Origin of the sequence: Pseudomonas sp. QTF5 (genome assembly GCF_000512695.2) — a bacterium.
Taxonomy (GTDB): domain Bacteria; phylum Pseudomonadota; class Gammaproteobacteria; order Pseudomonadales; family Pseudomonadaceae; genus Aquipseudomonas.
Genome location: NZ_AZRW02000064.1, coordinates 1 through 12965 on the forward strand (window position 1 = coordinate 1; position 12965 = coordinate 12965).

The 12965-nt window shown below is 59.6% G+C and carries 12 protein-coding genes; 1 reads left to right on the plus strand and 11 read right to left on the minus strand.

What is annotated here, in order from left to right; all coding sequences use genetic code 11:
* Window positions 1-81: 81 nt before the first annotated feature.
* The 11 genes from IC37_RS27975 to IC37_RS28025 form a co-directional block, all read right to left on the minus strand.
* The gene (locus IC37_RS27975; protein ID WP_030128490.1) at window positions 82-726 is read right to left on the minus strand and encodes a methionine ABC transporter permease; all 645 of its coding nucleotides are present in this window, start codon (window positions 724-726) and stop codon (window positions 82-84) included.
* Window positions 716-1837 carry a methionine ABC transporter ATP-binding protein gene (locus IC37_RS27980; protein ID WP_030128489.1) on the minus strand — a complete coding sequence of 374 codons (1122 nt, stop codon included), beginning with the start codon at window positions 1835-1837 and terminating at the stop codon, window positions 716-718. Before IC37_RS27980 ends, IC37_RS27975 begins: the two co-directional genes overlap by 11 nt.
* A gap of 2 nt (window positions 1838-1839) precedes the next feature.
* Window positions 1840-2649 carry a MetQ/NlpA family ABC transporter substrate-binding protein gene (locus tag IC37_RS27985; RefSeq protein ID WP_030128488.1) on the minus strand — a complete coding sequence of 270 codons (810 nt, stop codon included), beginning with the start codon at window positions 2647-2649 and terminating at the stop codon, window positions 1840-1842.
* A 146-nt stretch (window positions 2650-2795) separates the two neighbouring features.
* Window positions 2796-4148 (minus strand): LLM class flavin-dependent oxidoreductase, encoded by a 1353-nt coding sequence (locus IC37_RS27990; RefSeq protein WP_030128487.1) that lies wholly within the window; start codon window positions 4146-4148, stop codon window positions 2796-2798.
* Window positions 4148-5341 carry an SfnB family sulfur acquisition oxidoreductase gene (locus tag IC37_RS27995; protein ID WP_030128486.1) on the minus strand — a complete coding sequence of 398 codons (1194 nt, stop codon included), beginning with the start codon at window positions 5339-5341 and terminating at the stop codon, window positions 4148-4150. The genes IC37_RS27990 and IC37_RS27995 overlap by 1 nt, the downstream gene beginning before the upstream one ends.
* 38 nt (window positions 5342-5379) lie before the next feature.
* A complete protein-coding gene (locus IC37_RS28000) occupies window positions 5380-6621 on the minus strand; it encodes an SfnB family sulfur acquisition oxidoreductase (protein WP_030128485.1) in 1242 nt (413 codons plus the stop codon).
* A 334-nt stretch (window positions 6622-6955) separates the two neighbouring features.
* Window positions 6956-7714, minus strand: coding sequence for a hypothetical protein (locus IC37_RS28005; RefSeq protein ID WP_030128484.1), 759 nt, complete (start codon window positions 7712-7714; stop codon window positions 6956-6958).
* A gap of 507 nt (window positions 7715-8221) precedes the next feature.
* Window positions 8222-8971 (minus strand): L-cystine ABC transporter ATP-binding protein TcyN, encoded by a 750-nt coding sequence (gene tcyN, locus IC37_RS28010; protein ID WP_008068688.1) that lies wholly within the window; start codon window positions 8969-8971, stop codon window positions 8222-8224.
* 4 nt (window positions 8972-8975) lie between these two features.
* Window positions 8976-9641 carry a cystine ABC transporter permease gene (gene tcyL / locus IC37_RS28015; RefSeq protein ID WP_007903115.1) on the minus strand — a complete coding sequence of 222 codons (666 nt, stop codon included), beginning with the start codon at window positions 9639-9641 and terminating at the stop codon, window positions 8976-8978.
* Window positions 9641-10435, minus strand: coding sequence for a cystine ABC transporter substrate-binding protein (tcyJ, locus tag IC37_RS28020; protein ID WP_030128483.1), 795 nt, complete (start codon window positions 10433-10435; stop codon window positions 9641-9643). The genes tcyL and tcyJ overlap by 1 nt, the downstream gene beginning before the upstream one ends.
* A 326-nt stretch (window positions 10436-10761) precedes the next feature.
* On the minus strand, window positions 10762-11754 hold the full coding sequence (locus IC37_RS28025) for a D-cysteine desulfhydrase (RefSeq protein WP_030128482.1): 993 nt from the start codon (window positions 11752-11754) through the stop codon (window positions 10762-10764).
* Between the two features lie 191 nt (window positions 11755-11945).
* Here IC37_RS28025 and epsC point away from each other — a divergent pair, with 191 nt between their 5' ends.
* Window positions 11946-12872 (plus strand): serine O-acetyltransferase EpsC, encoded by a 927-nt coding sequence (gene epsC, locus IC37_RS28030; RefSeq protein ID WP_030128481.1) that lies wholly within the window; start codon window positions 11946-11948, stop codon window positions 12870-12872.
* The last annotated feature ends 93 nt before the right edge of the window (window positions 12873-12965 follow it).

The following is a 12965-nucleotide window of genomic DNA, read 5'->3' on the forward strand; positions in this document are numbered from 1 at the left end:
ACCAGTTTGCTGCGCGACAGCGCGGCGTCGAAGACGGTGCGGGGCCTCCCTCGCCACAAAAGCCCTTCAACCGCACCGCACTCAGCGTTTGTTGAGGCCCCGTGCCAATCTGTCCCCACCCAACTGAATCACCGCCACCAACACCACCAGCAACACAATCACCGTCAGCATGATCTGGCTATCAAACCGCTGATAGCCATACCGATAAGCGATGTCCCCCAACCCACCGGCACCAATCGCTCCGGCCATGGCCGACGAGTTGATCATTGTCACCAAGGTAATGGTGAAACCACCGACAATCCCCGGCAGCGCTTCAGGCAGCAGCACATGCCAGACGATATGCCAGCGCCGGCAGCCCATCGCCTGCGCCGCTTCGATCAACCCATGGTCGACCTCGCGCAAACTGACCTCGGCAATGCGTGCAAAGAACGGCGTGGCAGCGATAGTCAGCGGCACCACGGCAGCCCACACGCCATACGTGGTGCCGACGATCAGCCGGGTGAACGGAATCAACGCCACCATCAAAATCAAAAACGGAATCGAGCGGAACAGGTTCACGAACGCGCCCAACGCACGATTCAGCGCAGGTGCTTCGTAGATGCCGCCCTTGGAACTGGTGACCAGAATCACCGCCAGCGGAATGCCCGCCAATAACGCAATCAGCGACGACACGCCAACCATCAAAAACGTGTCGATAAAACCCTGAAGCAACCGATCAAACCACATAACCCAGTACCTCCACCTGTTGCGCCCAGTTGCCAGCGCGCTGACGCAATTCCTCGGCGCCGAGGGACGAACCGGTCACTGCCAGCAGCAGTTGCCCGAGCGCATGCCCCTGAATCCGTTCCACGCCCCCTTGCAGCAAGCGCACGCGGCCACCGAGGGCGCTGAACAGCGCCGCCAGGTCTGGCTCGTCGCTGGCACTGCCGGTGAATTGCAAACGCAACACCACGGCAGCATCTGAAGACTGCGGTTGTGGACGCAGGCGGCTTTGCAACTCTTCCGGCAGTCCGTGTTGCAGCGGCGCGAGCAAGGTCTTGCTGACCTCATGTTGTGGGTTGCCAAAGACTTCCCAGACCGGTCCTTGCTCGACGATTCGCCCGTGTTCCAGCACCACCACCCGATCACAGATATCGCGGATCACCGCCATCTCGTGGGTGATCAGCACGATGGTCAATCCCAGCCGTTGATTGATCTCGCGCAGCAGGCCGAGGATCGATTGCGTGGTCTCCGGATCCAGCGCCGACGTTGCCTCGTCACACAGCAGAATCTGCGGGTCGTGCACCAGCGCGCGGGCGATGCCGACGCGCTGTTTCTGCCCGCCGGAAAGCTGCGCCGGGTAGGCTTTGTGTTTCTCTTGCAGGCCGACCAGTTCCAGCAGTTCGCGGACTTTGCGCTCGCGTTGCTCCTTCGGCACACCGGCGACTTTCAGCGGCAACTCAACGTTCTGCCAAACCGTCTTGGCCGACATCAGATTGAAGTGCTGAAAGATCATGCCGATCCGCCGCCGCAGCGCCACCAGACGGTCTTCATCGAACTCGCCGATGTCCACCTGATCGATCAGCACTCGCCCGCTGCTCGGTTGTTCGAGGCGGTTGATGGTGCGGATCAGCGACGATTTGCCGGCGCCGCTGCGGCCGATAATGCCGAACACTTCGCCGCGCTGGATCGCCAGGTCGATGCCGTGCAAGGCCGCCACCGGACCTTGCTGGCCGTTGTAGGTTTTGCCCAGGCCGATGAAGCGCACGTGGGCGCGGTTCAGGTCTGGGTGCAGTTCGGTTTGTGTGGCGTTATGTGGCTCCGGAAGTTCCAGTCGCCGTTGGATAGCGGCCGTCATACTCAGCTTTCCCATCCGGCTTGATAGAGCTTGCCGTGGGCCTTATCCAGCGCCGCGCGAACGGCCGGCGAATGCTGGTAGATGTCGACGAATTTGATCAGCCGCGGGTCGGTTTTGCTTTTCGGCTGGATCACGAACTGGATCACGTATTCCTTGTGATCGAGACCGTCGAACAGCAGGGCGGAGCTGGCATCGAAGGTCTTCGACAGACGGATGTAGGCTGGGTAACCCTGGACCAGATCGGCGTCGTCGTAGGCGCGCACCAGTTGCACGGCTTCGACCTGAAGGATTTTGATTTTCTTCGGGTAGGCGATGATGTCTTCTTCGGTGGCCTTGTAGCCCACGCCCGGTTTGAGGGTGATCAACCCGGCCTTGGCCAGCAGTTGCAGGCCACGACCGCTGTTGATCGGGTCGTTGGCGATGGCCACGCTGGCGCCTTCGGGCAACTCGTCGAAGCTTTTGTATTTTTTCGAGTAGAGACCGACGTTGTTGATGATGCCCGGGGCGAACGGCACCAGGTCAAAACCGGCGGCGGCCTTGGCGTTTTCCAGGAACGGGATGTGCTGGAAATAATTCACGTCGATGTCGCCCGAGGCGAGGCTGACGTTGGGGGCGATCCAGTCGCTGAACTCCACCAGTTCGACTTTCAGGCCTTGTTTGTTGGCTTCTTCTACTGCGGCTTCCAGGGGGATGGCGAAGGCGGCAGTGGTGCCGACCTTCAGTGGTGCGTCAGCGGCGAAGGTGATGGAGCTGAAGAGGCCGAGGGCCAGGGCCAGTGCTTTGACTGGGTGGGTTAAGAGTTTTTTGGTCATGATGGTTATTCCAGTCAGGGTGTGAAATGTGTGGTGTTGGGTCGGGCCTCTTCGCGAGCAAGCCCGCTCCCACAGTGGATCGGGTCGGGCACAAATTTTGTGTTCACCACAGATCTAATGTGGGAGCGGGCTTGCTCGCGAAGCTTTTAGCGCCGGTAACCGGCGCCTGTGTGTTGCTCAGGCAAGTGCGCTTCGCCGTGAAACAGCTTTTCCCGCAGGCTGCCGTTGTCGTAAGCGGTCTTGTACGACCCTCTGCGCTGCAACTCAGGAATCACTAGTTCAATGAAATCCACATAGCTTTCCGGGGTGACGATCCGTGTCAGGTTGAAGCCATCCAGCCCGGTTTCCGCGATCCACGATTCCAGCTCATCCGCCACCTGCTGCGGCGAGCCGACCACGGTGATATAGCGGCCACCGAGGGCGTGTTGCTCCAGCAATTTGCGGCGGGTCCAGTCGTTGTTTTGCAGGTTTTTGGTGGCGGACTGGATGGCGTTGCTCTTCACGTACTGGATCGGTTCGTCGAGTTCGTACTCGGAAAAATCGATCCCGGTGGAGGCCGAGAAATGCGCCACGCCGGCCTCGGCGCTGGCGTAGCTCAGGTACTCGGCGTGCTTGGCCCAGGCCAGCTCTTCTGTCTCACCGACGATCACGTTCAAGCCCATGAACACCTTGATGTCCCAGGGATTGCGCCCGGCTTCGACGGCGCTGGCGCGAACCTTATCCACCTGAACCCGGGTCGCCGGTTTGTTCTGACCGCTGATGAACACGCACTCGGCATGCCGGCCGGCGAACAGCAAACCGCGATCGGAGCTGCCGGCCTGGAACAGCACCGGTGTGCGTTGCGGCGATGGCTCGCAGAGGTGATAACCCTCGACCTGATAGAACTCGCCCTTGTGCTCGACCTTGTGCACTTTCGCAGGTAAGGCGTAGATCCGCTGTTCGCGGTCGTTGAGCACCGCGCCGTTTTCCCAGCTGCCTTCCCAGAGTTTGTAGAGCACTTGCAGGTATTCATCGGCCTGGTCGTAGCGGCGGTCGTGTTCCACCTGTTCGCTCAGGCCCATGGCCTTGGCGGCGCTGTCGAGGTAGCCGGTGACGATGTTCCAGCCGACCCGTCCGCGACTCAGGTGATCGAGGGTCGACATGCGTCGGGCGAACAGATACGGCGGTTCGTAGGTCAGGTTGGCGGTGAGGCCGAAGCCGAGGTTTTTGGTGACCGCGGCCATGGCCGAGACCAGCAGCAATGGGTCGTTGACCGGCAGCTGGATCGACTCTTTGAGCGGTACGTCCACCGAGTCTTGATAGACGTCGTACACGCCGACGATGTCGGCGATGAACAGACCGTCGAACAGTCCGCGTTCCAGTAACTGCGCCAGTTCAGTCCAGTATTCGATGGTTTTGTATTGGGTGGAATTGTCCCGTGGATGCGTCCACAAGCCATGGTTGATGTGCCCGATGCAGTTCATGTTGAAGGCGTTGAGCAAGATCTTCTTTTTGCTCATCAGATGGTCCCCCGCAACGGCGGGTTTTCATCGTTGAGGTAGTAATTGCCCACCGCGTGATACTTCCAGCGCACCGGGTCGTGAAGGGTGTGCACCCGGGCGTTGCGCCAGTGGCGATCCAGGCCGTGTTCGATCAGGGTTGCCTGGCTGCCGGCCAGTTCGAACAACGTGCTGCCGGCGGCGAGGGAGATTTCGGTGCTGATGGCCCGCGCTTCGGCAACCGCAATTGACGCCGCGGCGACGGTTTCGGCATTGGTCTCGGCCTGAGCCTGATCGAGGAATTCGCCGGAGCGTTCCAGCAAGGCTTCGGTGGCGTGCAGGCGAATGCTCAAGTGGCCGAAACTCTTGATCGTCAGCGGGTCTTCGGTGGCTTTGTCGTTACCGGAATCAATCCACGGCCGGGTCTTGGTGCGCACAAAATGCAGGGCATCTTCGTAAGCGGCGCGGGCGATGCCGGTGTCGATGGCGGCGTGGAGAATCTGCGCCAACGGGCCGACGGTGGTCGGGCGCTCGAAAGCGCTTTGAAACGGGATTACGTCCTCGGCGGCGACGTAGACATCTTCGAACACCACCGAACCGCTGCCGGTGGTGCGCTGGCCGAAGCCGCTCCAGTCGTCGATCACCGTCAGGCCTTTGCTATTGCGCGGGACGAAGGCCAGTTGCTGCACACCGTTTTGGTCCACGACTGATGTCGGAATGCGCTGGGCGTAAATCGCGCCGGTGGCGTAGAACTTGCGGCCGTTGATGCGGTAGCCATTGCCATCGCGAGTCAGGCTGGTGACGCGGTCATGGGCGGTTTTGGTGCCCAGTTCCGCGAGTGCATTGCCGAAGCGCTGGCCGGCCAATACTTCTGCGTACAGGCGTTTTTTCTGCTCATCAGTGCCGTTCACGCGCAGCACTTCAAGAGCATAGAAATGGTTCTGGGGAATTTGTCCGAGAGAGCCATCGGCCTGGGCGATCAACGCGATGACCTTGGCCAGGGTGACGTTGGAAACCCCAGCGCCGCCGTATTCTTTTGGCACGCTGATGCCCCAAAGACCCGAACGGGAAAACACTTCCAGTTCCGGGTATGGCAAACGACGCTCGCGGTCGCGCAGGGCGCTGTCGCGTTTGAAATCGTCGGCCAGGTCACTGGCGACAATCAGGGCTTGCTCATCGCTGGTGATGACCGCGACGTGGTGAGAAAGAGTCATGTGTTTCTCCAGAGATCTGGTCAAAAAGGTTCTGGTCGTCAGATCCAGGAATGGCGAGCGGGCAGCGTGCCGTTGAGGCGATAGGCGCCGACCGCGTGATACTTCCAGCGCACCGGATCATGCAGCGTGTGCACTCGGGCGTTGCGCCAGTGGCGGTCGAGGTTGAATTCGGCGAGGGTCGCGCGGCTGCCGGCCAGTTCGAAGAGTTTTTCGCTGGCCAGCAGCGAGATCTCGGTGGTCAGCACTTTGGCTTCCGCCACGGCAATCGAGGCACGCGCAGCGGCCTCGGCGGTGAGCGGCGCGGCATTGACCTGATCGAGTACTTGCCCGGCCTTGCGCAACAGCGCTTCGGCGGCATGCAGTTCGATTTTCAGCTTGCCGATGTCGGCGATCACGTAGAGGTCGTCGCTGGCCCGTTCGACCTTGGCGTCGATCCACGGCCGTGCACGCGTTTTCACGAACTCGATAGCGTCATCGATGGCGCCCCGGGCGATGCCGGCGTCGATGGCTGCTTGAATCAACTGCGACACGGCGCCTTGGGTATTCGGGCTGTCGTTGATCTTCCAGTTATCCACGACCAGCTCGGCGTCGACCCGCACGTTGTTGAGCAAAAGGGTGCCGCTGGCAGTGGTGCGCTGGCCGAACCCCGACCAGTCATCGACGATGCGCAACCCCGGTGTGCCACGGCGGACGAAGGCCAGCACTTGCTTGCCGTCGTCGTTCAGCGCCTTGACGGCCACCCAGTGGGCGAACAGGGCGCCGGTGGAATAGAACTTCTGCCCGTTGATGACGAAGCCATCGCCGTCGGCGGTGATCCGCGCCTTGAGCTCGAGGGTATTTTTGGTCCCGCGCTCCGGCCCTGCGTTACCGATTCGCCAGCCTTCGAGCACACTTTTGAACAGCTGCTTTTTCTGCGACTCGGTAGCGCTGCCGAGTATCAGGTTGAGAATGCCGAATTGGTTCTGCGGGATCTGCCCCAAAGCCGGGTCGGCCGCGGAAATGATCGCGAACACCGAGGCTAGGGTGACGAATGAAACCTGCGGGCCACCGTACTCTCGCGGGATGGCAATGCTGCCCAGGCCGCTGCGGGTGAACTGTTCGATTTCCGACCACGGCAGCTTGCGCTGCTGGTCACGTTTGGCTGCTTGCAGGCGGGCGACTTGCGCCAGCTCATGGGCAGCCTTGATGGCTTGTGCGTCGTTGCGCAAGACCTGCGCGGGCAACAACAATGGGGCGATGTCCAGATCACTCTGGACGATTGCATCTGCCAGACTGGACATCAGTGCCGCTCCTTGGCTGCACGCAATGCCCTGGCGATTTGCACTGGGGTGATTGTGTTCCGGACCATACCTACCTCACATCTCATGAAAGCGCCGCAAGCATTGCGGCGAATGGAAAACACGAATGTCCGGTGGTCCGGTTCATATACCCTAAACGTGTATAAATAATTTATGAACTAACTTTTAGGAATATGTATAGAAGGGGCTTCAATAGGCTGAACGTGACCCCTGTGGGAGCGGGCTTGCTCGCGAAAGCGGTGTGTCAGGCAGCATTGATATCGACTGACACGGCCTCTTCGCGAGCAAGCCCGCTCCCACAGGGTCGGCGGTGTTTTCACTTCTTGCGGGATTCCGCGGCTTTGAGTTCTTCCTTCGGCGGCACTTTCAGGTAGGGATTGGCACAGCCGATTTTCAGTGTGCGTGCCGGTGCCCACCGCGAGTTGTTACCCACGCGGTCGAGGATGCAGTAGGTCACTTCCAGTCTAAGGTCTTCGCCGGCTTCGAGAATGATCGCCGGGGGCACCCAGACCTGAATCGGCTCACCCACATCGCAAGCCTTGAGCTTTGGCAGGTCCATGCGCACATCGCCCCAGCGCAGGGTGATTTCGTCGTCGACGGCCATGTTCAGGTAAGGCTCGATGGTCAACGGGACACCGCGTTTGACCTGGTTCGGATTGACCCCCTGACGGCGAATGGTCTCAGGGATGAATACGGGCGCCAGGCTCTGGTTTTCCTCATCGCAAAGAAGCAGGCCACCCGGGCAATCGAGCTTGATCTGGACGCGCGCCGCCGGTGATACCGCCGGCCCTTGCCCCACCTGCATGACCTTGTAATGGACGCGGGCAGAACCATTGGCAATGAAGCTTTCCGGCACCCGCAGGCTCACCGCTTTGCCGCCATGGTCGGGGCCCAAGACACTGGAAGCCACGTAGCAGTTGTTCCAGAACAACTCGATCAGATCGCCTTCATCCATACCGGAGTAGGGCGCCACGTCGATCATAAGGTGAGCGGCGGAGGTGATGTTGATACCGGCCTTGTGGCTTTGCGCCAGGGTCGGGGCTGCAAGTTCGGGTTTGTTTGAAGTGCTTGTCATGGGTTTCTCTCCTTGAAGCTTTGCCGCGAAGTCCATTTCTGAAAGATCGAAAGGGGTGAATTACCAAGCAACAAAACGATTCACTATTTGCGCGCTTAAACAATGATTGATTGGGATGGCTGTTGCCTGTTGGGGGCTAGATAAGAGTGCGTTTGAATAGGTGTCAATAGCGTTGATTGGTTAAAGGTTAGTTCTTGCGTTATTCAGAAAGCTCCTACGCTGTATGGTTAATAAACCTCATCGCTCTGTCGAATAAAGTCCGGTATTTGGTGGGTTTTAGGCCTCTGAGGCGTCAACCCTTTGAGCGTGGGTAGCAGGGTGTTTTATAAATTTTAGGCAATATGAATCTGTTGCAGGACATATATATGTACCGCATGGGACGGCGGGAAGTTATTTATGATGGGGGCGAATCATGTGAGTCGTTGAAAGCTGTTATACGCTTTTATAAAACGGAGTTAATGTCACTTCCATCCATGGAAGTTGACAGCTTTCGAGTGAGGGACAGTACTAAGCGTTATTAAGGAATTTGCTGAGAAACTGCTTCGTCCGTTCTTCTTTCGGGTTAGCAAACAGTGCCTTGGCTTCGCCTTGTTCGACGATCACACCTTTGTCGAAAAACACCACGCGGTTGGCCACGTCCCGGGCAAAGCCCATTTCGTGAGTGACGATCACCATGGTGCGTTTCTCCTCGGCCAGGCCGCGGATGGTCGCCAACACTTCACCCACCAGTTCCGGGTCCAGCGCCGAGGTCGGTTCATCGAACAGGATCACTTCCGGTTCCATCGCCAACGCTCGGGCAATCGCCACACGCTGTTGCTGACCGCCGGACAGGCGTCGCGGGTAAGCGTCTTCCTTGCCCGCCAGGCCAACCTTGGCCAACAGCTTTTTACCCAGGGCAACGGCTTCGGCACGCGGGATCTTTTTCACCACCAACGGGCCTTCGATCACGTTTTCCAGGGCGGTGCGATGGGGGAACAGGTTGAAGTTCTGGAACACAAAACCCACGTGCTGGCGCAAGCGTCGTACCAGGCTCTGCTGCTGGTTCAGGGGGCGGCTGCCATCGATCTCGATGTCGCCGACCTTGATCCGGCCGCTGCTAGGCTCCTCCAGAAAGTTCAGGCAGCGCAGGAAGGTGGTTTTGCCCGAGCCGCTGGGGCCGATGATCGCCACCACCTCGCCTTCCTTCACCTGCAGATCAATGCCGTTGAGCACCACCTGACCCTTGAACTGCTTTGTCAGTTTTTCCACGACAATCATTGGGTCAGGACTCCTGGTCGTGCCGATTGACCCGCGCTTCCAACTGGTTCTGCAGGTGCGACAGTACAGTCGCCAGAACCCAGTAGATCAGCGCAGCGGCAAGATACATGGTGAAAATTTCGAAGGTGCGAGCGGTGATCAGCTGTGCCTGACGGAATAGCTCCGGCACCTGAATGGTGGCCGCCAGCGCGGTGTCCTTGACCAGCGAAATAAAGCTGTTGCCCAACGGTGGCAGGGCCGTGCGCGCCGCTTGCGGCAGGATGGCCCGGCGCAGGGTTTGCGCGCGGGTCATGCCGATACTGGCGGCGGCTTCCCATTGGCCGCGCTCGATGGAGCTGATCGCGGCACGCAGGATTTCGCAGGCGTAGGCGGCCATGTTCAGCGAGAAGCCGATCAGGGCCGCCGGCAGCGGATCAAGTTCGATACCCAGTTGCGGCAAGCCGTAATAGATCACGAACAGTTGCACCAACAACGGCGTGCCGCGAAAGAACGACACGTAGATGCGGGCGATCCAGCTCACCAGTTTGAAACGCGACAGCCGCATCAACGCCAGGCCGAAGCCCATCAGCAGGCCGAAGAACATTCCGCCCAGGCTCAGGATAACCGTGTAGTACGCGCCCTTGAGCAGAAAGGGCGCGGAGTCCAGCGCAAGTTGGAAAGCTTCTCCCATTATTGAGTGACGTCAGCGCTGAAGTATTTTTCCGACAGCTTTTTCAGCGTACCGTCGGCACGCAGCTTGTCGATGGCTTTGTTCACTGCGGCCAGCAGCTCAGGCTCGCCTTTGCGCAGGGCAATACCGGCTTCCTGGCGGGAGAACGCTTCGCCGGCGGCGGTAGTGTCCTTGGCCTTCCTGGCATATTCCAGCGCGGCCAGGCGGTCGATCAGAATGGCGTCGATGCGGCCGACGCGCAGATCCTGGAACTTGCTCGGGTCATCTTCGTAGGTGCGCACGTCAGCCGTCGGCACATTGGCTTTCACCCACTGCTCATAGTTGGTGCCCAGACCTACGCCGACTTTCTTGCCGGCCAGGTCAGCGGCGGTCTTGATGGTGTCTTTGTTTTTGGTCAGGGTCAGCGCCTGAATCCCGGAAACGGTGTAAGGCGTGGAGAAGTCGTACTTCTTCTTGCGCTCTTCGGTGATGGTCACCTGGTTGATCACCGCGTCCAGACGCTTGGATTCCAGGGCTGCGAGGATGCCTTCCCATTTGGTCGGCTGCAGTTTGACCTTCACGCCCAGCTCTTTGGCCAAGGCTTCGGAGAACTCAACTTCGAAGCCGCTCAGTTTGCCGGCCTCGTCGACGAAGCTGAACGGTGGATAAGTGCCTTCCAGACCGACGTTGATTACGCCTGCGTCCTTGATTTTTTGCAGCTGCTCACCGGCCACTGCCTGCCCGAGCAGGCCGGCGCTCAGCGCCAGGCCCAGCGAACCCACCAGCAGATTTCGACGTAGTGCGGAAAAATTCATGACAAGCCCCTGTGTTTTCTTATGGAAGACGCTTAAGGAAAGTTGGCAAATTCGGGATTTGAACGACTGCGATATCCTGCCCTAAAGCAGCTTATGCGTCTTGCTGCAAATTCGCCTGCGGCGCGACTATATGATGTTGTCTTTAGATAGGAAAATACTAAACATCAATTTTGTTATTCTTTTTTGAGATATGCCAAGCATCTTCATGATCGTTCCCACGCTCTGCGTGGGAATGCCTCTAGGGAAGCTCCGCGTCCAGTGACGCAGAGCGTCACGGGCTGCATTCCCACGCGGAGCGTCGGAACGATCGTTCAGCGTACGATCAGTTATAGAAAGTCTTTGTAGGCAAACAACGCCGGCGCGCCACCGGTGTGCAGGAAGATGATCGGGCCATCATTGAAGCGCTGGCGCCCGATGCCGTCGAGCAAACCGGCCATGGCCTTGCCGGTATACACCGGATCCAGCAACAACCCTTCCTGACTAGCCAACAGCTTCAGCGCCGCCAGGGTCCCGGCATTCGGCTCGCCATAACGCGGGCCGAAATATTCGTCCCACAGTTCGATTTTGAAACTTGCCGGCAAGCTCACACCCAGCAACTCGGCGGTGCGTTCGGCGAGGCCCTGGACTTTCGGCCGTTGCGCTTCATCGCTACGGGAAACGGTCACGCCAATGACTGGCAAATCCGGCAGTGCTTCGCTCAATGCCAGCGCCAGGCCGCTGTGGGTGCCGGCACTGCCGGACGCCAGCACCACGGCGGCGAAATTCAGCCCGGTGTCCTTGATCTGTTCGGCCAGCTCCAGGCCTGCACGGACATATCCCAAAGCGCCCAATGCATTCGAGCCACCGATCGGCACCAGGTACGGCTTTTTGCCGTTGCTGCGCAGACGCCCGGCAAGCGCTTCCAATTGCTCGTCAGCATTGTCGAGGTTTTCCACCAGCTCGACCTTGGCATCGAACAGGTCCAGCAACAGTCGATTGCCGTTGCCGACATAGTTGCTGTCGTCAGTGCCGAGGGGATTTTCCAGTAGCGCCACGCAGCCCAGGCCAAACTTGGCCGCAATGGCGGCGGTCTGGCGCACGTGGTTGGACTGGATTGCGCCAGCGGTGATCAAGGTATCGGCGCCCTTTGCCTGCGCATCGGCGGCCAGGTATTCGAGTTTGCGCAGCTTGTTGCCGCCCAGTGCCAATGGCGTCAGGTCATCACGTTTGACGTACACATCGCGGCCCAGCCAGGTCGACAGGCGTTCGAGTTTTTCCAGGGGAGTAGGATGACCGAGCAGGTCGAGGCGGTTAAAGCGGGCAAGCTGTTGTTTGATCATGGGTCCGTACTGGCGGAGGAAGATGTCAGGACTATAGGCACGGGTATTTAGTGGGGCAACTGCCAATCGCTTATAGCCAAAAGTATTGAGCACAGCACTATTGGTTCTTAATTCGGCTGCAAGCCGTTGCCGTAAAGTAATCGCCGTTAACGTGGCCAGACAGTCCGGCCACCCCGTCAGGAGTTTTTACCGTGAGCGAGCGTTCCAGCCATTGGCAATTGCAGACCATCGTCAGCCAACTGCGTACGGCGCGCGATCAGTGGCGCGCACAAAACGGCCGTGCCAGCGGCGAGCAGGGCGGTCGCGAGTTGCCATCCCGAGCGGCCATGGCGGACATTCTCGAAGCCTTGTGCGGTGCGCTGTTCCCGATGCGTCTGGGACCGGTGGATTTGCGCGAGGAAAGTGAAGATTTCTACGTCGGCCACACACTCGACGTCGCACTGAACGCGTTGCTGGCTCAGGCGCGGCTCGAACTGCGTTACGCCGCGCGCCACAGTGCCCAGGCCGACACTGAAGTCGAAGCCAAGACCATTCAGATCATTCAAGACTTCGCTCTCGCTTTGCCGGGATTGCGCAGCCTGTTGGACACCGACGTGCTGGCGGCCTATCACGGTGACCCGGCGGCTCGCAGTGTCGATGAAGTGTTGCTCTGCTATCCAGGGATTCTGGCGGTGATTCACCATCGCCTGGCCCACCATTTGTACCGCGCCGGGTTGCCGATGCTGGCGCGGATCAGCGCGGAAATCGCCCACTCGGCCACCGGCATCGACATCCATCCGGGGGCGCAGATCGGTCGCAGTTTCTTCATCGATCACGGGACGGGTGTGGTAATCGGCGAGACCGCGATCATTGGCGAGCGCGTGCGGATTTATCAGGCGGTGACTCTTGGCGCCAAGCGCTTCCCCGCGGACGAAGACGGTCAGTTGCAAAAGGGCCATCCGCGGCATCCGATCGTCGAGGACGATGTGGTGATCTATGCCGGCGCAACGATTCTGGGGCGGATCACCATCGGCAAGGGCTCGACCATCGGCGGCAACGTCTGGCTGACCCGCAGCGTGCCGGCGGGGTGCAACCTGACCCAGGCGAATCTGCAGCATGATGATGGGACGCAGAAGTAAGTAAGTCCCTCACCTGATCGTTCCCACGCCCCGCGTCACTAGTGTCCGGTAAAAACCGAAGGGGGAGCTTGCTCCCCCTTACTGTTGGCGGCC

What these genes read in the sequence shown, in the direction of transcription:
- IC37_RS27975 (WP_030128490.1), bottom strand. Translation starts at nt 726, where the DNA reads ATGTGGTTTGATCGGTTGCTTCAGGGTTTTATCGACACGTTTTTGATG.
- IC37_RS27980 (WP_030128489.1), bottom strand. Translation starts at nt 1,837, where the DNA reads ATGACGGCCGCTATCCAACGGCGACTGGAACTTCCGGAGCCACATAAC.
- IC37_RS27985 (WP_030128488.1), bottom strand. Translation starts at nt 2,649, where the DNA reads ATGACCAAAAAACTCTTAACCCACCCAGTCAAAGCACTGGCCCTGGCC.
- IC37_RS27990 (WP_030128487.1), bottom strand. Translation starts at nt 4,148, where the DNA reads ATGAGCAAAAAGAAGATCTTGCTCAACGCCTTCAACATGAACTGCATC.
- IC37_RS27995 (WP_030128486.1), bottom strand. Translation starts at nt 5,341, where the DNA reads ATGACTCTTTCTCACCACGTCGCGGTCATCACCAGCGATGAGCAAGCC.
- IC37_RS28000 (WP_030128485.1), bottom strand. Translation starts at nt 6,621, where the DNA reads ATGTCCAGTCTGGCAGATGCAATCGTCCAGAGTGATCTGGACATCGCC.
- IC37_RS28005 (WP_030128484.1), bottom strand. Translation starts at nt 7,714, where the DNA reads ATGACAAGCACTTCAAACAAACCCGAACTTGCAGCCCCGACCCTGGCG.
- tcyN (WP_008068688.1), bottom strand. Translation starts at nt 8,971, where the DNA reads ATGATTGTCGTGGAAAAACTGACAAAGCAGTTCAAGGGTCAGGTGGTG.
- tcyL (WP_007903115.1), bottom strand. Translation starts at nt 9,641, where the DNA reads ATGGGAGAAGCTTTCCAACTTGCGCTGGACTCCGCGCCCTTTCTGCTC.
- tcyJ (WP_030128483.1), bottom strand. Translation starts at nt 10,435, where the DNA reads ATGAATTTTTCCGCACTACGTCGAAATCTGCTGGTGGGTTCGCTGGGC.
- IC37_RS28025 (WP_030128482.1), bottom strand. Translation starts at nt 11,754, where the DNA reads ATGATCAAACAACAGCTTGCCCGCTTTAACCGCCTCGACCTGCTCGGT.